The sequence below is a fragment of the Aquirufa sp. 5-AUSEE-100C1 genome (assembly GCF_054558655.1).
Genome location: NZ_JBPXKO010000004.1, coordinates 150,185 through 172,921, shown reverse-complemented (window position 1 = coordinate 172,921; position 22,737 = coordinate 150,185). Strand labels below are relative to the sequence as shown.

The 22,737-nt window shown below is 41.6% G+C and carries 11 protein-coding genes and 1 pseudogene; 11 read left to right on the top strand and 1 reads right to left on the bottom strand.

Going from position 1 to position 22,737, the window contains the following annotated elements:
- Positions 1–31 precede the first annotated feature (31 nt).
- Entirely contained in the window at positions 32–1,117 is a 1,086-nt protein-coding gene (locus ACMH5P_RS10545; protein ID WP_459494333.1) for a DUF5009 domain-containing protein, read from the bottom strand.
- Positions 1,118–1,176: 59 nt separating this feature from the next.
- On the opposite strand from ACMH5P_RS10545, the pseudogene ACMH5P_RS10540 reads away from it, so the two are divergent.
- The 11 genes and pseudogenes from ACMH5P_RS10540 to ACMH5P_RS10490 all read left to right on the top strand — a co-directional run.
- Positions 1,177–1,656: pseudogene (locus ACMH5P_RS10540) on the top strand (GHMP family kinase ATP-binding protein); the annotation flags it as partial.
- On the top strand, positions 1,639–2,271 hold the full coding sequence (locus ACMH5P_RS10535; RefSeq protein ID WP_459494591.1) for a hypothetical protein: 633 nt from the start codon (positions 1,639–1,641) through the stop codon (positions 2,269–2,271). The pseudogene ACMH5P_RS10540 and the gene ACMH5P_RS10535, both read left to right, overlap by 18 nt.
- A 3-nt stretch (positions 2,272–2,274) precedes the next feature.
- Positions 2,275–3,144: a sugar phosphate nucleotidyltransferase gene (locus tag ACMH5P_RS10530; RefSeq protein WP_459494332.1), complete on the top strand. Its 870-nt coding sequence runs from the start codon at positions 2,275–2,277 to the stop codon at positions 3,142–3,144.
- Between the two features lie 299 nt (positions 3,145–3,443).
- Positions 3,444–4,757, top strand: coding sequence for a gluconate:H+ symporter (locus tag ACMH5P_RS10525; RefSeq protein WP_459494331.1), 1,314 nt, complete (start codon positions 3,444–3,446; stop codon positions 4,755–4,757).
- 244 nt (positions 4,758–5,001) lie between these two features.
- Positions 5,002–8,181, top strand: a complete 3,180-nt coding sequence (locus tag ACMH5P_RS10520) for a SusC/RagA family TonB-linked outer membrane protein (protein ID WP_459494330.1) — start codon at positions 5,002–5,004, stop codon at positions 8,179–8,181.
- 37 nt (positions 8,182–8,218) lie between these two features.
- On the top strand, positions 8,219–9,850 hold the full coding sequence (locus ACMH5P_RS10515; RefSeq protein ID WP_459494329.1) for a RagB/SusD family nutrient uptake outer membrane protein: 1,632 nt from the start codon (positions 8,219–8,221) through the stop codon (positions 9,848–9,850).
- Positions 9,851–9,997: 147 nt separating this feature from the next.
- Positions 9,998–13,204 (top strand): SusC/RagA family TonB-linked outer membrane protein, encoded by a 3,207-nt coding sequence (locus ACMH5P_RS10510; protein ID WP_459494328.1) that lies wholly within the window; start codon positions 9,998–10,000, stop codon positions 13,202–13,204.
- Positions 13,205–13,225: 21 nt separating this feature from the next.
- Positions 13,226–14,656: a SusD/RagB family nutrient-binding outer membrane lipoprotein gene (locus ACMH5P_RS10505; protein WP_459494327.1), complete on the top strand. Its 1,431-nt coding sequence runs from the start codon at positions 13,226–13,228 to the stop codon at positions 14,654–14,656.
- Positions 14,657–14,819: 163 nt separating this feature from the next.
- Positions 14,820–17,969: a SusC/RagA family TonB-linked outer membrane protein gene (locus ACMH5P_RS10500; protein WP_459494326.1), complete on the top strand. Its 3,150-nt coding sequence runs from the start codon at positions 14,820–14,822 to the stop codon at positions 17,967–17,969.
- A gap of 18 nt (positions 17,970–17,987) precedes the next feature.
- The gene (locus ACMH5P_RS10495) at positions 17,988–19,439 is read left to right on the top strand and encodes a RagB/SusD family nutrient uptake outer membrane protein (RefSeq protein ID WP_459494325.1); all 1,452 of its coding nucleotides are present in this window, start codon (positions 17,988–17,990) and stop codon (positions 19,437–19,439) included.
- 138 nt (positions 19,440–19,577) lie between these two features.
- Positions 19,578–22,730 carry a SusC/RagA family TonB-linked outer membrane protein gene (locus ACMH5P_RS10490; RefSeq protein ID WP_459494324.1) on the top strand — a complete coding sequence of 1,051 codons (3,153 nt, stop codon included), beginning with the start codon at positions 19,578–19,580 and terminating at the stop codon, positions 22,728–22,730.
- Positions 22,731–22,737 lie beyond the last annotated feature (7 nt).

The window sequence follows — 22,737 nt, the reverse complement described above, 5'->3', positions numbered from 1 at the left end:
GATTATTTAGACGCGAGGTATCGCGTCTCTACTATAGCTTCCAATAAATCTTCTTGTCATCCAAAAAAGTAGCGACGCGAAGTACAATGGCCAGTACGATGAACGCATTAATCACATGTGCCCATTCGCTTGGTATGTGACTTAATTGAGCTAAGAACCCAACAAAAACGTAAGTCGTTTTGGTCAGCCATTGAGGAACAAGGGTTTCGAAGAATAGGTAAATGAAAATCGAATTATTCCCCATGGCATTGAGGTAATTGGGTAATTGGAACCGAGGTTTTTCATCCATCCAATTGGCATAAAAGAGCGCCATGAGTAGCGTGACCCAACCGGCTGAGGCAATGGTAAATGAAAGGGTCGCTGTGCGTTTGATGATAGGTAATCCCGCTAAATCAAGGCCATATCCCACAATGATTCCCAACAAGCCAAGACCAATCAAGGTTCTTAAAACGGTTTTAGTTGGCGAAGTTCTGTGAATCAGGCGTCCAATTAATGCCCCCCAAATTGTATGAGCTGTCGTAGGAATCGCATTCATGGCAATCCAATGTCCTTGACTTAATTTCCCCATGAGTAGCAAATCGACATAGGATCCAAAATTTTTATCGGGTGTATAGGCTTGGTCAAATCCAGGAATATCCGTAAAAACGTAGAGCGAATGTGACAACAGCAGTAATAAAAGCGATGCGGCCAGCTGCAAGGGAATCGAGAAACGCAGTAATGCAAACGTGATGATCGTCGTAAAGGCGAGCTGACATAAGACATTCCAAAGCTCAAAAACCATTTCTCTTCGATGTATGCAAATCAGTATGATGCCAAAAAAGAGAAGTAAGAAGGCTCTTTTCAGTACTTTGGGCCAAAGCATTGGGTAAGTTGCGCCTTCGTCTAAGCGTTTATAGGTGGAGAAATACAAGGCAGCTCCTGCAATCATCATGAAGCCTGGCTGAAATAGATCTAAAAAATGGAGTCCTTCCCAGGTGGCATGAAAAAACTGATTCACAATAAAAGATTCAGGAAATAGATTATTGAGTTCACTGTAAACACCTGCGCCCTCGGCTGCAAGCAGTACGAGGATAAATCCTCGGAAATAATCAACAGCAGGGAAGCGTTTTTTAATCATGGGATTAGCTTATGACGTTCAAAGGTAAACTATTTTTTTAATTTCAATTTTGTACTTTTGTCGGACAACGAAAAAATATGATTGTATCTACTCCGGGTCGAATCTGCTTATTTGGTGAACATCAAGATTATTTGGGTTTGCCGGTGATTGCAGCGGCGATTTCCAAACGTATTCAATTAAAGGGAGTTTTTCGGCCAGATAATTTGATTCATTTTGAATTACCGGATGTCGGCAAGACGGAGAGTTTTTCACTCGATTTTCCACTTAAATACACCCAAGAGCGCGATTATTTCAAAAGTGTATTAAACGTACTTTGGAGAAAAGGGCATGTTTTTGATAAGGGTTTGGAGATTGAGGTTCGGGGAAATATACCTATCAATTCAGGAACATCGAGTTCATCGGCCTTATTGGTTTCCTGGGTTGAATTATTGAATGAAATGTTTCAGTTGGGCTATTCTCAAAAGGAAGTCGGCGAAATTACCTATGAAGCGGAGGTTTTGGAATTCACGGAACCAGGAGGAATGATGGATCAATATTCGACGGCGGTGGGGAATGTGATTTATTTGGCGAGCCAACCCACAATTTCGATTACGACGTATCAACAGGCTTTAGGGACTTTTGTCTTGGGGGATTCTTGCGAACCCAAAGATACGCTTGGCATTTTGTCTCGCGTGAAATTTGGAACCTTGGGAGGCATACAAAAAATCAAAGCTTTAGATCAATCGTTTGATTTAGCGAAAACTACTTCAGCGGATTGTGCTCAATACCAGAATTTATTGACAGAGGATGAGTGGGTGTTGTTGCAGGCGAATATTTCGGATCGCGATATTTTGTTGGAAGCAAAGAAAATGTTTGAAGGGGAGGAAGTTTGGGATGATTTACGTTTGGGTACCTTGTTGAATGAGCATCAGGTGAATTTGCGTGAACACAAACGAATATCTACACCAAAGATCGATCGAATGATCGAAGCGGCCTTAAATGCGGGAGCTTTGGGTGCGAAGATTAATGGTTCTGGTGGGGGAGGTTGTATGTTTGCCTATGCGCCACAAAATCCCGAAGCAGTTGTTGAGGCCATTGAAAAGGCCGGTGGGAAAGCCTATATTATTCGAGTGGACACGGGAACACAAGTAGAAAAGGAAAGTTTATTTTATTAAGATATGAAAAAGAGATTATTGATTTTGGCGGGTGGAATGGCTTCGCGTATGAAGAAGGCGATGGCGGAAGGAACGAGTGATTTGGATCCGAATTTGGTAGCGCAAGCGAATTCGGTAACGAAGGGCATGATTCAGGTTGGGAAAAACGGAAAGACTTTAATTGATTATCAATTATATAATGCCCATTTGGCAGGGATTGAGGAGGTGTTATTGTTGTTGCACCCGACGGATACTGTTTCACAGGAATACTGTGAGGGACTTATGGCCCAAGATGCTTGTTGGGGTTTGAAGATTGTCTTCGCGCGCCAGCAAATCGCAGCGGATCGTGAAAAGCCTGCAGGAACGGCCGATGCGGTTTATCAGGCATTGATGCAACATGCAGATTGGCAGACGGGTCGCGTGATCGTTTGCAATTCGGATAACTTATATAGTGTGAATGCGTTGAAGACGCTTTGGAACTCTCCGGAGCCCAATGCTTTGATTTCGTATCACCGTGATAGCTTGTTGTACCCCGCGGAGCGTATCTCGGCCTTTGCTTTGATTCGCACGGATGCGGAAGGGTATTTGTTGGAGATTATCGAAAAACCAACGGCCGAGCAGGCGGCAGAATTGATGGCGAAGATTGGTCGCTTGGGAGTTAGCATGAATGTATTTGTCTTTGAGGCTTCGACCTTTTTACCCTATTTGGCGAAGACGCCTTTCCATCCGGTACGGAATGAAAAGGAGTTACCTACCTCGGTGGTGATGTTTGGCGAAGGAGAGGGCAGAGGTTTTTATGCGATTCCATTGGCGGAGAATGTGCCGGACTTGACTTCGAAGGAGGATATTCTGGTGATGCAGAAGTATTTGGAAGATACGTACGGGGAGTTTTAAACGATATTTGTAGAGACGCGATACTTCGCGTCTTTTTTATTTTAGACGCGAGGTATCGCGTCTCTACTTTTATAGACGCGAAGTATCGCGTCATTACTTTTTTAGACGCGAGGTATCGCGTCTCTACTTTTATAGACGCGAAGTATCGCGTCATTACTTTTTTAGACGCGAAGTATCGCGTCATTACTTTTTTAGACGCGAAGTATCGCGTCTCTACTTTTTTAGACGCGAAGTATCGCGTCTCTACTTTTTGTTATCTAGGAATTATTTGTACTTTGGTGCAAAACCTATTTAATAAGATGTCTATTGCAATCGTTATCCTCTGTATAGGCCTGTTGGTCTTTCTGATTACTTATTTAAAAGTCAATTCTTTTATCGCCTTTTTATTGGTCAGTTTGTTGAGTGGCATCTTGCTCGGCATTCCTTTGGGGGATTTAGCGAAATCCATTCAAAAGGGTTTGGGGGATACGATGGGTTCTCTGGTTACGATTATCGTGTTGGGAGCGATGTTGGGGAAATTGGTCGCAGCGAGTGGGGCGGCCCAACAAATTTCGGCGTCCTTAATTCAATTGTTTGGGGAGAAGCATATTAGTTGGGGTTTAATGGTTACAGGCTTTGTCATCGGTATACCGCTATTTTATAATGTGGGTTTTGTTTTGATGATTCCCCTGATCTTTGCTTTGGTTCAGCGTTATAAATTAAATCCGTTGATGGCGGGTGTTCCGATGATGGCATCTTTGTCGGTGGCCCATGGTTACTTACCGCCACATCCATCGCCGGCGGCATTGGTGGCGCAGTTTGGGGCCAACATGGGGCTGACGCTTACCTATGGGATTTTGGTTTCGATTCCGGCGATTATTTTGGCGGGTCCTATTTTCGCAAAGAGCTTGGGGCATATTCATCCCAAGGCTTCGAAGTCTTTTGTTTCGCAGGAAATTGCTGCGGATGAATTGCCGAGTAAGGCATCGAGTTTTTTAACAGCATTATTGCCTGTATTCCTATTAGTATGTACGACGGCTTTTGAAATTCAATTGGGCAAGGATTCGCCGGCATCAGCCGTATTGCATTTGATTGCGGATCCGGCGATGGTCATGTTGATCGCGATTTGTTTTGCGACTTATACATTGGGATTGCGATTGGGGAAATCCATGGAATCCATTATGTCCATTTATGGAGATGCGGTGAAGGACGTAGCTATGATCTTGTTGATCATTGCGGGAGCGGGAACCTTTAAGGAGGTCTTATTGACTTCCGGGGTGAGTAAAGAAATTGCAGGATACTTGGGAAGTTTGCCCATTCCCCCCTTGGTGTTGGGTTGGTTGATGGCTGCGATTATTCGTGTCTGTATTGGATCGGCGACGATCGCAGGCTTGACGGCGGCTGGAATGATTCTACCAATCGTGGAATCGGGAGGGGTGAATCCGAATTTAATGGTTTTAAGCATTGGTGCGGGTAGTTTGATGTTTTCGCACGTGAATGATACGGGCTTCTGGATGTTTAAGGAATATTTTAACTTATCGGTAAAAGAAACGATTCGTTCCTGGTCGTTGATGGAGACGATTGTATCGATTACGGGTTTATTAGGGGTCTTACTTTTGAATCAAATCATCTAGTTTCTTGGAATAGTTAAATTTCATGGAAAAATCGTTTTATGTCTTTCCTTTGAAAAATTAAATTCGCTATTCGCTTACTCATCAATTGCGGTGTTTAATGGGCTATTGGTGGTAGGAAATTCTGCAATAAGTCAATTTTGCCATTAATAATTTGGTTAAAATTTGTCAGATTATTAATAATTACATAAATTTCTAGCTGATTGATTAATTATCAACAAATTTTTTAACCCTAACTAACAAGTACATGAAAAAAAATTTACTCATGACTTTCTTGTTGGCTTTCTTTTCGCTTACGAGTTTAGTAGCGCAGGATAGAAAGGTAACAGGAAAGGTAACCTCGGCTGAGGACGGCTCAGGTTTGCCAGGTGTAACGGTTTCCATCAAGGGAACTGGAAAAGGAACCCAAACGAATGTTGACGGTGAATATACCGTTTCGGTTCCGAATGGTGCTACATTAGTGTTCTCTTTTGTAGGACTTAATTCACAAAGTGTTCAGGTAGGAAGCCAGTCGGTGATCAATGTTAAATTGACCACAGACGCGCGTCAATTATCTGAGGTTGTTGTTACAGGTACAGGTACGGCGATCGACAAGCGTTCGACGGCGATTGATGTGCAAGCAATTACAGCGAAGAATTTACCATCTGTTCCAACAGCTTCTGTGGATCAAGCTTTGATTGGTAAAATTGCTGGAGCACAAATTTCATCGGCGAATGGTATGCCAGGCCAACCGGTGAACATCGTTTTACGTGGTATTAACACAATCAACCGCGGAACTTCACCGATGATTTTATTGGATGGAGTTGAATTAGGCTCAACAGATTTGAATTCAATTGACTTGAATATCATCGAAAGAGTAGAGGTAATTCAAGGTGCTGCGGCTGCAACGATTTACGGTGCACAAGGAGCGAACGGTGTTATTCAATTGTTCTCAAAAAAGGGTAAAGCTGGCAAGGTTACAATCGACGTGAATACTTCTTACATCAACTCAACTCCACTGAACGTAGGTAATTTGAGTAAAGCAGATAAGCATGGATTTAAAACCAACGCCAATAATGAAGTAATTGGAGGTTCGGGTCAGCCATTGTTTTTAGACCCAGTTTATGGCTCTTATTCTGAGAACGTGATTTTAGCGAGTACAGATCCTACGACAAACATTAATAAGGCGTATGATAAGAACTTAAAGTATTATGATCACTTTAAGATGTTCTTTGTCCCGACTACAAGTGTAAACAATTCGGTTGCGATTTCAGGCGGTTCAGATAAAAGTGACTATAGTTTGGCGCTTTCAAATTCTGACAATGAAGGACCATTTAAGAATGTAGGAGGTTTGAATCGTACGAATCTAACATCAAATATGGGTTTTGAACTTGCTAAAGGTTTAAAATTGCGTTCAATTACGCAGTTAGTTTATACGAAGAACACCATCAATGATGGGACGGGTCGTTCGATTATTTTCTCTGTTTTCAACTCTAGACCCTTTGTAGATTACGACTTTAAGGATAAGGATGGTAACTATCCAGGATATTTTGGTGATGCAGTGGGTGTGAATGGTTATAACCCGAATGCGGTAAACTTCTATACGAAAACAGATACTAAGCGTATTGATATTAACCAAAGTTTGAATTTGAACTATGAGGTTAATAAATTCTTGACATTGGATGCGAAGTATGGTATCAACTACCAAACTGATAAAACTCGCTATGATTATTTGAATCAAACGGGAAATAAAAATATAATGGATCAGCAGTATTGGTACTATAATTTTAATGGAAATGATGCCACCGGTGAGATCAATAATTATGAGTTCTCAAGTACTTTCCAAAACCTAATTGGTTCCGCATTTATCAAGACGGATTTACGTGAAGATTTTGGTATCAACTTGCCAATCAAAACATCCACTCAGTTGTCTTTTGATTACCGAAATAAAGAAACCGCTTCTTACGTATCTTATGGTATTGGTTTGCCAAACTATACTCCATACAACACTTCGCAAGCAGCTGCTACGTATGTTGCACGTGATTACAAGGAACCATTTATTACCTATGGTTATTTGGTGAATCAGCGTTTTGATTATGGTACATATGGTGGTATATCCGGTGGTTTCCGTACAGATTATTCATCTGCATTTGGTGCGGCTTCTACGCCACAAACATTCCCTCGTGGAGATGCGTATTTACGTTTGTCTGAGTTTGGATTTCTGAAGAATTCTGCGGTGAGCAGTACTTTGGAAGATTTCAAGATTCGGGCAGCATACGGAGAGGCAGGTATTCAGCCTCGCCCATTCGACCGTTACATCACATTGAACACAGGAGTTATTGGTTCAGGAAATGCTTTCTTCTTCCCATTGACGCAATCAAATCCTAATTTGAATGTGGAGATTTCGAAGGAATTAGAAATTGGTACGGATATTGGATTGAATTTAGGTAAGTCTTCCGCATGGTTGAATAATGTTAACCTATCAGCGACATATTGGAAACGTTCAACTGACAATGCGATTTTCAATGTTGATGCAATCCCTTCATCCGGTGTTGGAACTGTGAAGGATAATGCGTTCTCATTAGCTTCGAACGGTATTCAAGCTACATTAAATGCACAAATTTTTAAGGATGAAGATTGGACTTGGAACTTCACCATGAATTTTGGTAAGCAATCATCTGAAATTACGGCGGTTCGCGGTGGTGCAGAGGTTGTTGTGACATCTGCTGCTGGTTCTGTTGGATACGTTTTACGTGCAGGAGAGAAAATAGGTCAATTGTATGGTTACTATGGAATTAACAGCCTGGATGCAAAGCTTCCTGATGGAACTATTGCTATTCCAGAAGCAGATCGTTCTAACTATACCGTGGCAAGTAATGGTTGGGTCGTAAATAAGGTTACGAAAGCACCTTATTTTTCGCCAAAGCGTTATTCTTTAGGTGATCCTAATCCTGATTTTAATGCTTCATTTATTACAGACCTATCCTACAAAGGAATTATAACCTTTAATATGCAGGTAGATTTAGTTCAAGGTGCAGGCATATATAATCAGACAAAGGGATGGATGTATCGTGATGGAATTCACTCGGACTATGCACAACCAATTACAATCGATGGCCAAACAGGTGCTTGGTCTGCCTTTTACCGTGGAGTTTATGCCGCTCGATCATTTAATGGTACTAAAAACTATTTCTATGAAGACGGTTCATTCGCTCGTTTGCGTAACCTTTCCGTTGGTGTAGATTTAGTTCGTGCATTCGGAATCAAAGGATTCCGGAAGTTACAATTAGTGGCTTCGGGTCGTAATCTGTTTACATTGACGAACTACTCAGGAATGGATCCTGAGATTGCATCAGGTGCAAACAATTCTGCTTGGGATCGTGGTATTGATCACAATACAATGCCGAACTTACGTGCATACCAGGTACAATTGAACATTGGTTTCTAATTCAGAACAGAAAAGGTATTATTTAAATTTGAAGAACATGAAAAATATAAAAATAACCGCGCTTTCCTTTCTGCTTTTAGGTGGGATGGTAATGTCGTGCAAGGATCAATTGGATATCCAAAATCCAAATCAGCCAACGCCAGCGACGGCTTCGTCTGAGGCTGGAATTATCGCTTTGGCGCAGGGTTCCGTTTATAAAAATGGTTTTACATCATCTGGTAATAAGTATTATGATGGTGTTGTAGGTGCTTTCTACAATGGTGTCTTGGGCATTCACGATTTGATGGGTGATGTAGTTGGTGCGGAAGCCGCTAATACCTATATGAATAATTTATCGGCACCCGATATGGTTACTTTAGACAATGGAGCTCAAGTACCAAATCCGAATAGTCCATCAACTCAAAAAGCATTACTTCGCTCAGTGAACACAAATTCGCAGCAAGGTGGAAACCCGGGTTTTCATGAGTGGGCGATGATGTATCAATTGAATAACGCATGTAATACGATCTTGGATGCTGTTGATAAAACGACCTTTCAAGGTGATGCTGCAGCCAAAAAGAATGCGATCAAAGCATGGGCTTATTTCTGGAAGGGGATTGCATATTCGCGTTTAGGTTCAATATATTATGCGGGATTAATTGTGAATACGCCATCCGTTACTAATAATGTATATGTTAGCAAAGAAAAAATGATTGAGGAAGCCAATGCGAATTTTGATAAAGCGGCTGCTGCTGCCACCACGTCTGGTTCGAATGCGGATTTTCAATCGGTATTGGCTGGTTTAATTCCTGATTTTTTCCAAACAGACTTGGGTGCGGTCCCTACGGGAGCACAATGGGTTAAGAATATTAACACATTGAAGGCTCGTAACATTTTGGTAAACACACCGACGGCTACGATGACGGCTGCACAATGGGGTCAAATCTTGACTTTGGCGAATGCGGGTGTTGGGGAGTCTGATCCGGTATTTGCAGGAACGACAAACGCCAATGGAGATATTTTCTCACCATCCAATTATAGTGTGGCTGCGCGCGCAGTGGGTTCTAATGCTTCTGGAGGTACATTTAAAATCTCAGAGCGTTTGATTCAAGATTTCAATGTGGGTGATCAACGTTTAGCGAATAATTTTAAGCAATTTCCGGTATGGGTTGGTAACTCAGACCGTGGTAACGCATTCAATACACGTTGGGCAATCGTTGATAAAGGAGCAGGTCTTCCAGGAGTCATGGTTTATTCAAACCGTACGGCGGGTGCAGGTGTGCTTTACTTAGCGGGTAGCTACGAAGAAAACGAATTGATGAAAGCAGAGGCGAAATTATGGACAGGGGATGTGGCTGGAGCTGCTGCGAGTATCAATAAAGTGCGTGCATTTCAAGGCGCGGGTTTAGCTCCCATTACATCAACAGATGCCGCAACGGTAAAAGAAGAATTACGTAAGGAGCGTCGCGTGGCTTTAGCCTTCCGTGGTTTATCATTCTACGATGCTCGCCGTTGGGGTGTATTAGAGAATGGTCGTACAAATGCTGTAGTAATTTCTAAAGATGGTTCATCCATCTCGACGAAAGCGACGATTAAGTACAACTACCTAGATTATTGGGATGTGCCAGACAATGAATTGGCAAACAACCCAGCAGGCGCAGGTAGTGCACCTCTAAAGAATCCAAAATAAGATTTGGTTCTGTTAGGTTTTATAGGGGTCTCCGAACAGGGGACCCCTATTTTTTTGATATTTTCTTTGGACTTTCTTCAAAAATTCCTAATTTGCCGGACTAATTATTAATTATTTTTATTTTTTTCATTAATTAAACTAATCAACATGAAAAAACTCTTACTCATTTGGGTAATGATAATGACTGTTTCTAGTTCATTATTTGCTCAAACAAGACAAGTAACGGGAAAGGTTACTTCTTCAGAGGATGGTTCTGCTCTTCCGGGAGTTAGTGTCAGCCTAAAAGGTACCTCGCGTGGTACAACAACGGGTGCAGACGGATCTTACAAAATTTCGGTAAGTGATGGTTCTGCTTTAGTATTCAGTTTTGTTGGCTACAAGCAACAAAGCGTTTCAGTAGGTAGCCAAACGGTTATCAATATCTCTTTAGCATCAGACGCGTCTGAGTTAAATGAGGTCGTTGTGACAGCCTTGGGTCTTACACGTACCAAGAATTCATTGCCTTATGCTGCTCAGCAAATCAAAGGAGAGGAATTGACGCGTGTTCGTTCAGGCAATGCATTTTCACAATTATCTGGTAAAGTTTCAGGTGTGCAAATCACACAAGGAAATGCGATCGGTGGTTCAACGAACGTTGTCATCCGTGGATCGAAGTCCTTGACAGGTAACAACCAGGCTCTTTTTGTTGTGGATGGAGTGCCTGTAGATAACTCGGTAACAAACACTTCGAACCAACGTACAGGTCGTGGTGGTTACGATTATGGTAACGCTGCCGCAGATATTAACCCAGATGATATTGAGTCAATGACGGTATTGAAGGGAGCTGCAGCAACTGCACTTTATGGTTCACGTGCTTCGAATGGTGTCATCATGATTACTACGAAGAAAGCAAAGCGTGGTTTAGGTTTGACAATCAATACAGGTCTTTCGGTAGGAACTATTGATCAAACAACATTCCCTAAATACCAAAATCAATATGGTGCGGGTTATTCTGATCCATACCAAAAGGATGGTTTCTTCTATTTCGATGCAAATGGCGATGGAAAAGATGATTTAGTTGTACCTACATCGGAAGATGCTTCGTATGGTGTGAAGTTTAATCCATCTTTAATGGTTTACCACTGGGATGCATTTGATCCTGCGGGTCCAAATTACCAAAAAGCTAAGCCTTGGGTTGCTGCACAAAATACGCCAGCTAAATTTTACGAGACGGCTATTTCAAACAATACAAACGTATCGTTAGATGGTGCGACAGATAAAGGAACGATTAAATTCGGTTACACTCGTAACGAAGATCGTGGTACTTTGCCTAATTCAAAAGTGATCAAGAACATCATGAATTTAGGTGGAACATACAATATTACGTCCAAGTTGACTGCTTCAGCAACCGCTAACTTCTCTGTAGTAGAAGGTAAAGGTCGTTACGGAACAGGTTATGATGGATTGAACGTAAACCAAAACTTCCGTCAGTGGTATCAAACAAACGTAGATATCTACGAGCAACGTGATGCTTATTTCCGTAACAACAAGAACGTTACATGGAACTGGTCAGATCCATCAACAGCTGCTGGATTGAAGCCGATCTACACAGATAACTACTATTGGACTCGTTATCAAAACTACGAGAACGATACACGTACACGTGTGTTTGGAAATGCGATGTTGAACTACAAGCCAACAGACTACTTAAACGTATTGGGTCGTATCACCATGGATACATACGATGAGTTCCAAGAGGAGCGTATCGCGGTAGGTTCTACTGATATTCCTGAGTATTCTCGTTTTGATCGTCATTTCCAAGAGGTTAACTATGACTTGATTGCGAATTTCGACAAGAATGTGATGAAGGATTTGAACGTGAAAGCTTTAGCAGGTCTTAACTTGCGTAAGTCATTGAACCGTTCAATTTATGCAATCACCAATGGTGGTTTGATCGTACCAGGTCTTTACTCGATTGCTAACTCAAAAGGAACGGTTTCTGCTCCATCTGAGTCTTACAATCCACGTGAGGTATTCGGTTTATTCGCTGGAGGAACTGTATCCTACAAGGATTTCTTAACATTAGATGGTACCGTTCGTCAAGATCAATCATCTACTTTGCCAGTTGAGAATAACAAGTATTTATACTATGCAGGTTCTTTGAGCTGGGTATTCTCTCAACACTTACAAGAATTGCCATGGTTGACTTCAGGTAAGTTACGTGCTAACTACGCAACGGTAGGTAATGATGCACCGTGGGGCTCAATCAAGAACGTATATGATCAACCAGCTCCGTTTGGTTCGACAATTTTATTCTCGGTTCCAGGAACTCAAAACAATCCAGGTTTGAAGCCAGAGCAAACGATCTCAAAAGAGATTGGTTTAGAGATGGCATTTATGCAAAACCGTTTTGGATTTGATTTGACTTACTACCATACAAATACATTGGATCAAATTATGCCAGCAGCTGTTACTACGGCAACGGGTTTCAATTCAACGTATGTAAATGCGGGTAACATTGAGAACAAGGGTATTGAGTTAAGCTTATATGCTAACCCAATTAAAACAGCTGATTTCTCATGGAATGTAAATGTGAACTTCACTCGTAACCGTAACTTGGTGTTAAGTCTTTACAATCAAAGCCAAAACTTACAGTTAGCTTCATTCCAAGGTGGTGTTACGTTAAACGCAACTGTGGGTGAGCCTTACGGTATCTTGAAAGGTAGAACGTGGAAGTTATTGAATGGCGAGAAGTTAGTGAAAGCAAATGGACGTTATGATATGACGACTACAACGACGAATAACATCGGTAACGTTAATCCAAACTGGATTGGTGGTGTGAATAACTCATTCCGTTACAAGGATGTTACATTTAGCTTCTTGATCGATATCAAGCAAGGTGGTTCTGTATTCTCATTGGATCAGTACTATGGTGCTGCGACGGGTGTATTAGCAGAATCAGCTTTGTTGAACGACAAAGGAAATCCTTCTCGTGATGAAGTTGCCAATGGTGGTGGTGTAATCATGCCAGGTGTAAAAGCAGACGGATCGAAAAATGATATCCGCGTTGAGAACTATTATGGAACCTATGGTTATGCATTTAACCCACAACACGCATTTGTATACGATGCAAGTTTTGTGAAGTTACGTGAGGCGAACTTGACGTATTCATTACCTCGTTCAATCGTGGCTAAATTAGGTGGCGTGAAAGGCGTAGATTTGTCTGTATTTGGACGCAATTTGTGGATCATTCACAAAAACCTTCCACACTCAGATCCTGAGGAGAATTTATCTGCAGGTAACTTGCAAGGATATCAATCAGGTGCGTATCCAACGACTCGTTCGATTGGTTTTAACGTAAAATTAGTGTTTTAATCATCCTTAATTTTGAATCAGATGAAAAGAATATTTTTAGTATTTGTACCGCTTTTGTTTCTTGCAACGGCTTGTACAGAGGATCTAGCCTCATTAAATGTGGAGACAAAGAAGCCAGCGGTTATCCCAGCGCCAACTTTGTTCTCAAGTGCTGTTAAATCTCTTGCGGGAAATTTAGCCACAGCGAGTGTGAACACGAACGTGTTCCGTTTTACGACTAGCCAATGGGCTATGGCGGTTTATCAAGATGAAGCGCAATATGATTTTGCAACTCGTGCGATTCCAAACACTTGGTGGTCAGCGATGTACCGTGACGTATTAGCTGATTTGCGTGAGTCATCTCGTTTAATCAATGCGGACGCTACGTTATTGCCAAAAGAAAAGGCAAATAAACTAGCTATCTTGGATATCATGGAAGTATATACATTCTCTATTTTGGTGAATACTTTCGGAAATATTCCCTACACAGAAGCGTTGAACTCAACGATTTTGTTTCCAAAATACGATGATGCAAAGACAGTTTCGGCTGATTTGATTAAGCGTTTGAACAATGATATCGCGAAGTTAGATGCTTCAGGTTCAGGATTTACTGCTTCTGAGGATGTTGTTTACAAAGGCTCTGTTTCGAAATGGGCTAAGTTTGCGAACACACTTCGTATGAAGTTGGGTATGGTATTGGCTGATGTAGACGCATCTACTGCGAAAACAGCAGTTGAGTCTTCGGATGCGGGTGCCATTTCTGCTGCTGCAGACAACGGATTGTTCTCATACTTATCAGCATCTCCAAACCAAAATCCATTGCACGTTGACATCGTATTAGGTGGTCGTCAAGATTACATCGCTGCGAAAGATTTGATGGATAAATTATTGGGATGGAATGACCCACGTACAGGTTCTTACTTCTCTACGAATAACGGCGGTAAATATGCGGGCGGTATTGTAGGTAAAGTAAATACGTATGTTGATTTTTCTCGTGCAGGTTCGAAAGTAACTGCGGCAGACGCTCCTTATGTATTGGCTGATTATGTTGAAACTGAATTCTTGCGCGCAGAAGCGAAAGAAAGAGGATTTAGTGTAGCAGGTTCTGCTGAATCACATTACAACAATGCGATTACAGCCTCGATCTTGTATTGGGGTGGTACAGCGGCTCAAGCGGCTGATTATTTAGCGCAAGCTGATGTGGCCTACTCAACAGCTGCAGGAGATTGGAAGCAAAAGATTGGAACTCAGAAGTGGATTGCATTATACAATCGTCCTTATGAGACTTGGACTGAACTACGTCGTTTAGACCAACCAAAAATTACAGCTCCCGTTAATGCGAAGTCTGGATTCCCTACACGTTTGACTTATCCAAATACGGAGCAAACGTTGAACGGAACGAACTATACAGCTGCAGCGTCTGCTATCGGTGGAGACGTGGTAACGACAAAGTTGTTCTGGGATAAAAACTAATTGTTTTTAACCTTATGTTACAAAGGGCGATCCATTGGGTCGCCCTTTTGTTTTGCCAAATATTCTTTTGCTTTATTTGACTGATAAAAAATTTTAATGAACAATTTCATGTTGTTTAGCGTTAAGGTGTTAAATTTCGAATTCATTCATTAAACTAAACAACATGAAAAAACTAGTACTATCCTGGGTGTTGATGATGGCTGTTGTCAGCTCATTGTTTGCCCAAACAAGGCAAGTTACCGGTAAAGTGACTTCATCGGAAGATGGAAGTGGCATGCCGGGCGTTAGTGTCAGTGCAAAAGGTTCTTCGAAGGGAACGAGCACGGCAGCTGACGGAACCTACAAAATTGCAGTAGCAGATGGCGCATCTTTGGTGTTTTCTTTTGTAGGATTTAATTCTCAATCAGTTTCGGTTGGGTCTCGTTCTGTGATTGATGTTCAATTGCAAGCAGATAACCAACAATTATCAGAAGTCGTAGTCGTAGGTTACGGCACCAAGAAACGTCAAGAGTTTACGGGTGCTGCGTCTACAGTAAAGGCGGCTACGATTGCGGAGCGTCCCGTTCAATCTTTCTCACAAGGTTTGACAGGACAAGCTGCCGGGGTAAACATTACACAGCCTAACGGTTTGTTGAACAACCCTCCGGTGATCCGTGTTCGTGGTTTGAGTTCACTTTCATTGAGCTCCTTTCCTTTAGTTGTAATCGATGGTATACCTATTTCTACGGATAACGTATCGGCGAACTCGACAACCAACAACCCCTTAGCGGATATCAACCCATCTGACATCGAGTCGATCGACGTATTGAAAGATGCTGCGTCTGCGGCAATCTATGGTTCACGTGCGGGTGCGGGTGTTTTATTGATCACGACGAAGCGTGGTAAAACTGGAAAAGCAAAAGTGTCGATTGATTCTTGGGCGGGTATTTCAGAAGCTGTTCGTTTACCCGATGTGTTAAACGCACAACAATACATGGATCACAAAAACATGGCCATTGCAAATGCATTGGCGATGAATCCTAATGCGATTGCTGCATCTCAACGTAATGCGGAGAATAAATCATTCTTGCCAAATTACAATGCTGATGGTACTTTAATTGATACAGACTGGTACAAAGAAGTATATCGTACGGCTTTCTCTCAAAATCACAACATGACGATTAATGGGGGAACAGATAAAACAAATTACTATTTTTCTGCAGGTTTTTCTGATCAAGATGGTTTCTTGCAAAACAATAGCTTCCAACGTCGTTCAGGTCGTTTCAACATGGATCACCAAGCAACGAAATGGTTGAAGTTGACTGCAAATTTCAACTATTCAAATACAATGAACCGTGCTCCAATGTCGGGTTCTAACGCCGGTGGTGCATTTAATACGTCAGGTTTGGGTCGTATTGCAGTTGCGCAAGTTCCCAACTTGCCAGCTCGTTTAGCGGATGGTTCATACAATTTGGAGAACAATACGGTTGGTCGTTTAAACAACTTATTGCCTGCACAATTCCCGAATCCTGCTGTCGTTCGTGATTTAGATAAAATTTCATCTGAGAATACACGTTTGATCGCAAACTTAGGAGCTGAATTCCGTTTAGCAGAAGGCTTAACGGCAAAGACGAGCTATTCATGGGATCGTCGTAACACGGAAAACATTCGTTTCTTCAACCCGTACAATGGTGACGGTTGGTCAGCAGGTGGTGATGCCTATAACAACACCGCTCGTTCAGACAACTGGAACTGGATCAATACCTTACAATACAATGTAACTTTGGCAGAGAAGCATAATTTCTCCGTGGTAGCTGGTTCTGACGTTCAAAAGACGCGCGTATTGAACTGGGGTGCTCAACGTCAAACCTTGGCTGATTTCTTCTTTACAGATTTCCAAGGAAATTTTGGAACGAACCTGGCGGCGGGTAATGGTATTTACCAAGTTGCTTACGAGGCTTATTTGGGTAGTTTCTCATATAACTATGCAGGTAAATACTTCTTTAGTGCTAACTACCGTCGTGATGGTAACTCAGCATTATCAGAAGAGAATCGTTTCGGTGATTTCGGTGGAGCATCGTTGGGATGGACTTTATCGGAGGAGGAATTCTTCAAAAAATTGAACTTAGGTAATAAAGTATCTAATGTACGTTTGAAAGCAAGTTATGGTATCGTAGGTAACGGTAACGTACCGAATGCTTATGGTTCATACTCAACATTTGGATCAGGTCTTTACGGAGCTGCACCAACTTTAGCGTTTAACCAAGCTGGTAACAAAGATTTGAAATGGGAAACTTCTGCACAGACAAACGTAGGTTTGGATGTTAGTTTCTTGAACGATCGTATTCAAGTAGAAGCGAACTACTACTACAAGGATATCAACAACTTGATTTTGAACGTTCCGCAAGCACCTTCAAAAGGTATTCCAGGAAACTCAATCTTGGCGAACGTAGGTTCGATGTACAACAAAGGTTATGAATTAGCGGTAACGGCTACACCAATCAATAATGGTGGTTTTGTTTGGACAACGAATTTGAACTTTGCGACCAACGAAAACATGGTAACATCATTAGTTGACGCAAATACACCAATTTTAACAGCTACTTCAGGTTTGGAGACAACAAACATTACACGTGTTGGTTATTCAGCTGCACAAATCTATGGTGTTAAAACGGGTGGAGTTAATCCAGAAAATGGTCGTCGTATTTACATCACTCGTGATGGAACGAAAGTTCAATATGCACACTTAGGTGGAGCAAATGCTTGGACTACCTTAGATGGTAAGGCTACAACATCGCCTTCGAACCAACAACAGATTCTAGGTAATACATTGCCAACTTTCTACGGAGGTTTCAACAATACTTTACGTTACAAAGGTTTTGACTTAGGTGTTAACTTTACATTCTCGGGAGGAAACTATATCTACAATGGTTCACAAGCCGGTTTGCGTGACCAACGTGTTTGGAACAACTCCGTAGATGTATTGAATTCTTGGAAGACTCCAGGTCAAGTGACTGAAATTCCGAAAGCAGTTTATGGTGATAACGTATCGAATGGTTCATCATTCTTGATTGATGCCAACGTACAAAGAGGTGATTTCTTACGTTTGCAAACAGCAACCTTAGGATATAAAATCCCAACTAATTTAACATCGTTAGGAATTACATCTATCCGCGTTTATGCACAAGGAACTAACTTATTGTTATTTACACCTTACTTGGGAGTCGATCCAGAAATTTCATCAAACGGTGATTCGAACTTAGCTTCAGGTATTGAGCGTAACTCAATTCCACAGGGTCGCAACTTCACATTTGGTATTAACATTGGTTTATAATTTTAACGTAGATATAAAATGAAATTATTCACAACAAAAATTGGAGTCTTGTCGGTGGCCCTTGCCATGACGGTTTCCTCTTGTAATAAGGAATTTCTTAATGCAGTTCCAGAATTGGATTTGTCGGATGCTACCGTATTCAACACTCCAGCGCGTGTTTTATCTCAAGTAAACGGACTTTATGGCTCTGCCAAAAGTGGTGCTTTATTTGGAGGTCGTTACCTAATCTACAACGATATTCGTGGCGAAGATTGGGTTAACCGTACAACTAACTCAGTTACAGGTTATTCTACCTACCAAGGTAACCAAGACCCATCAGATTCTTATTTAGGGAATTTCTGGGTTCAGGGTTACTTGACGATTAACCGTACCAACTTGTTTTTAGAAGGTTTATCGAAAAACCCGAATGCAGTTTCTCCTGCATTGGCAGCGAATTACCGTGGTGAAGCGAAGTTCTTACGTGCTTTGACTTACTTCTCATTGGTTCAATTCTTCGCGAAACCATATATTTTGGACAAGGGAGCTTCGGCTGGTTTGCCATTGCGTTTGAAGGGAGAGACTTCTTCGGCTAATAATGACTTAGCTCGTAGCACAGTAGCTCAAATTTATGCACAAGTTTTACAAGACTTGAATGATGCTGAAAATGAATTACCTGATTCTTATGGTACAGCCTTATTGAACACAACTCGTGCGCACAAAAACACAGCGATCGCTTTGAAAACGCGTGTGAAGTTAGCTATGGGTGATTATGCCGGTGTTATTTCAGATGCCAATAAGATTGTATCTGCTGCAGCACCATTCCGTTCGACAACACGTGTTGCTCATACGTTGCAGTCGGATGTATCTGCTGTGTTTAAAGCACCATTTACGACAACAGAATCGGTTTTCTCATTCCCTATGGATGCGACAAACCCTCCAGGAACTCAAAACCAATTAGGTTACTATTGGAATGGAGGTAATGGAAACGTTGAGTATTACTTAAATACAGGCGCTACGGGTATCTACAATAACCCACAATTTGGAGCATCGGATGATCGTAAGACGAAATTAACAGTGGCAACTACACCAATCGCTAAATTCCCTTCATTAACGAAATTTGCAGGTGTAACTCCATTCGTCGACTTCGTACCTAACATTCGATATGCGGAGGTTTTGTTGAACTTAGCTGAGGCAGAGGCAGAAACAGGTAACTTAACACGCGCGACTGCCTTGTTAAAAGCAGTTCACGGACGTTCAGATGCTAGTTATGTTTTCCCTGCGTTAGATACGAAAGCTGATGTAATTAAAGCTATTTTGACTGAGCGTCGTATCGAATTTTTGGGAGAAGGCTTCCGTGCAAATGACGTCTTACGTCGTGGTGAGCCATTGAACTCGTTTGGTGCGGGGGCATTGATTCAACCGAATGATCCACGTTATATCTTTGGTATTCCATTATCAGAGATTCAAACAAACCCAGGCATCGGTAAATAATTTGCCTGCTTATACAAAAAAGGGCAGCCTCGGTTGCCCTTTTTTTTGCTAATAGCTGTTAATGTGAAAACATTTTTCACCAAAATGAGTTTAGCCAATTTAGTATCTTATCATTTTTAAACACTAATCAACAAGAGTATGAAAAAAAGATTACTACTCATTTTCGTCTTTTTGTTCACTTCCGTTGTATCCTTGCTTGCTCAAGATCGTACAATTAGTGGAACGATTACTGGCGAAGGATCTACGCCATTACCTGGCGTAAACATTTCCATCAAAGGAACGCAACGTGGTACTACGACTGCGGCAGATGGAAGCTACAAAATTACGGTATCGCCTACGAACACCTTGGTGGTTTCGTCAGTTGGATACGCGACACAAGAAGTTCGCGTAGGTGCACGTTCTGTCGTTAATATCGAATTATCATCGAATTCATCAGCCTTAGAAGAGGTTGTTGTGACCACTTTTGGTACAGCAAAGAAAGCCTCATTTACCGGTTCATCTGCGAAGGTAGGTGCTGAGAAATTGGCCGTTCGTCCTATTACCAACATCGGTCAAGCCTTAGAAGGTATTGCACCCGGTGTGACTACTACGTCAACGAACGGTCAACCCGGATCTGCTCCAGCTGTCCGTATTCGTGGTTTTGGTTCGATTTCTTCTTCGAATGACCCACTTTATGTTGTGGATGGTGTGCCGTATTCGGCGAGTATTGCCAACTTAAACAATGATGATATTGAGTCAATCACGGTATTAAAGGATGCTGCATCAACTGCTCTTTATGGTGCTCGTGCTGCGAATGGTGTTGTGATGGTAACTACAAAGAAAGGTGCTAAAGGAAAAAACTCCATCAATGTTAAGTATACGAAAGGATTTAACACACGTGCGCTACCTGAGTATGATCGCGTAGGTCCTGCGGATTATTATCCATTAATGTGGGAAGCTAACCGCAATAACTTAGCCTATCGTGCGGCAAATCCCGTGGCTCTTGCGACGGCAAGTCAAACAGCAAGTAACGGTTTAGGAGCTATTGTTGGAACGGGTTATAATGTGTATGACGTTCCTTTTGCTCAATTAGTAGGTACTGATGGTAAGCTGAATCCTAATGCAAAATTAATCTACAATTTAGATGATTTAAATTGGGAAAAAGGTGTTATGCGTCAAGGAGTACGTGATGAAATCGCGGCTAACTTCTCAGGTTCTAATGGTAAATCGGATTACTTCTTATCCGTTTCTTATTTAAATGATAAAGGTTATCAAATCAAATCTGATTACGATCGTTTTACGGCGCGTTTAAATGTGAATAGCCAAATGAACGATTGGTTCAAGGTTGGTGCGAACATGAATACAACGGTTACCACATCAAACCAATCTACGGCTGATGGAGGTACTTCTTTTGTAAACCCATTCTTCTTTACACGTGGTATGGCGCCAATTTATCCAGTGTATGCGTATGACCCTGCAAAACCAGGTTCATTCTTGACCTTGGAAAATGGTCGTCGTCGTTACGACTATGGTAATTTAAGTGCCTTGGGATTATCAAATCGTCCGCAGTATGGTGGTCGTCACGTAATCGCTGAAACGGAATTGAATGAAAACTTCTTCCGTCGTAACTTATTGGGTGGTCGTGCCTATGCTGAGATTTCTTTCTTGAAAGATTTCAAATTCACAAACAACGTGGGTGTCGATATCACGAATGCAAATTCAATTGTTTTTGGTAACCCAGAAATTGGTGATGGTGCGCCAGCAGGTCGTGCGTCAAACTTGTTTGAAAATATTACCAACTACAACTTATCCCAGTTGTTGACTTACAATCATTCATTTGGCAAGCATAACGTAGATGCTTTGTTAGGTCATGAGAATTATAACTTGGTGAGTAATTCATTGGATGGTTCACGTTCGCAACAAATTTTGGACGGAAATTATGAGTTGATCAACTTTACAACAACGACCAACTTAACATCTCAGTATGATATTCGTCGTGTTGAAGGTTTCTTCTCACGTTTGAATTATGATTTTGACTCGAAATATTTTGTGTCATTCTCGGCTCGTCGAGATGGATCTTCTAAATTCTATCAGGACAAGCGTTGGGGTACATTCTACTCTGCTTCTGCTGCTTGGCGTTTAGATCAAGAGGATTTTATCAAGAATATCTCATTTATCGATAACTTGAAGTTAAGAACATCATGGGGTCAAACAGGTAATGATGGTGGTATCAGTAACTATGCGTGGCAACCGCTTTATGCATTGGGTTGGAACAACGCAACTGAGCCAGGTATCTTACAATCATCTCTTGGTTCTAAGACTTTGGAGTGGGAAACAAATACAGCATTTGACGTTGCTGTGGAGTTTGGCTTATTTAAAAATAGATTGTCAGGTACGATTGAATATTTCGATCGTCAATCGACTAACTTGATTTTCGCGGTGCCATTGCCACTTTCTGTTGGTATCGGTTCAGAAACACGTAACATTGGTTCGATGTACAACCGGGGTATCGAATTACAATTGAGTGCTGATCTAATTAGAACAAAAGATTTTGTTTGGAATGTTGATTTGAATGCAACACGTTTGGAGAACAAAATCACTAAGATGCCAGCTGAAAGTAAGGAGATTATCGACGGTACCAAGAAATTAAAGGAAGGAAGCTCCCTTTACGATTATTGGTTACGTGAGTACAAAGGTGTTAATCCTGAAACGGGAGTAGCTGAGTACCGTGCAATTTCATATGTTCCTGCTAACTCGCGTATAACTGCGAATGGTGATACATTAACGAACAACATCGCCAATGCACGTTTCTGGTACAATGGAACTTCAATTCCAGATTTGACTGGTTCGGTAAATACTTCTTTACGTTATAAAGGATTCTCATTATCTGCTTTGATGGTTTACCAAGTAGGCGGTAAAATCTACGACGGTGCTTATGCTGGTTTGATGGGTGCAGGTTACCACAATGCGAAGCACGTTGACATCTTGAAGCGTTGGCAAAATCCAGGTGACATCACAGAGGTGCCTCGTATGGATGCTGGCCGTACAGCTGATTTCGATGCGGCGTCTGACCGTTGGTTGATCGACGGAAGTTTCTTGAACATTCGTACGGTAACTTTATCGTATCGTATTCCGAAGAGCGTGTTGTCTCGTTTCAAATTAGATAACGCTCAGGTATATGTCAGTGGTGAAAACTTCCTTATGTTATCACGTCGTAGCGGTATGAACGTTCAACAGAACTTTGGTGGAACAACCAGCAACGTGTATAGCCCTGCGAAATCATTGGTATTAGGTATTTCATTCGCTTTATAATATTTGA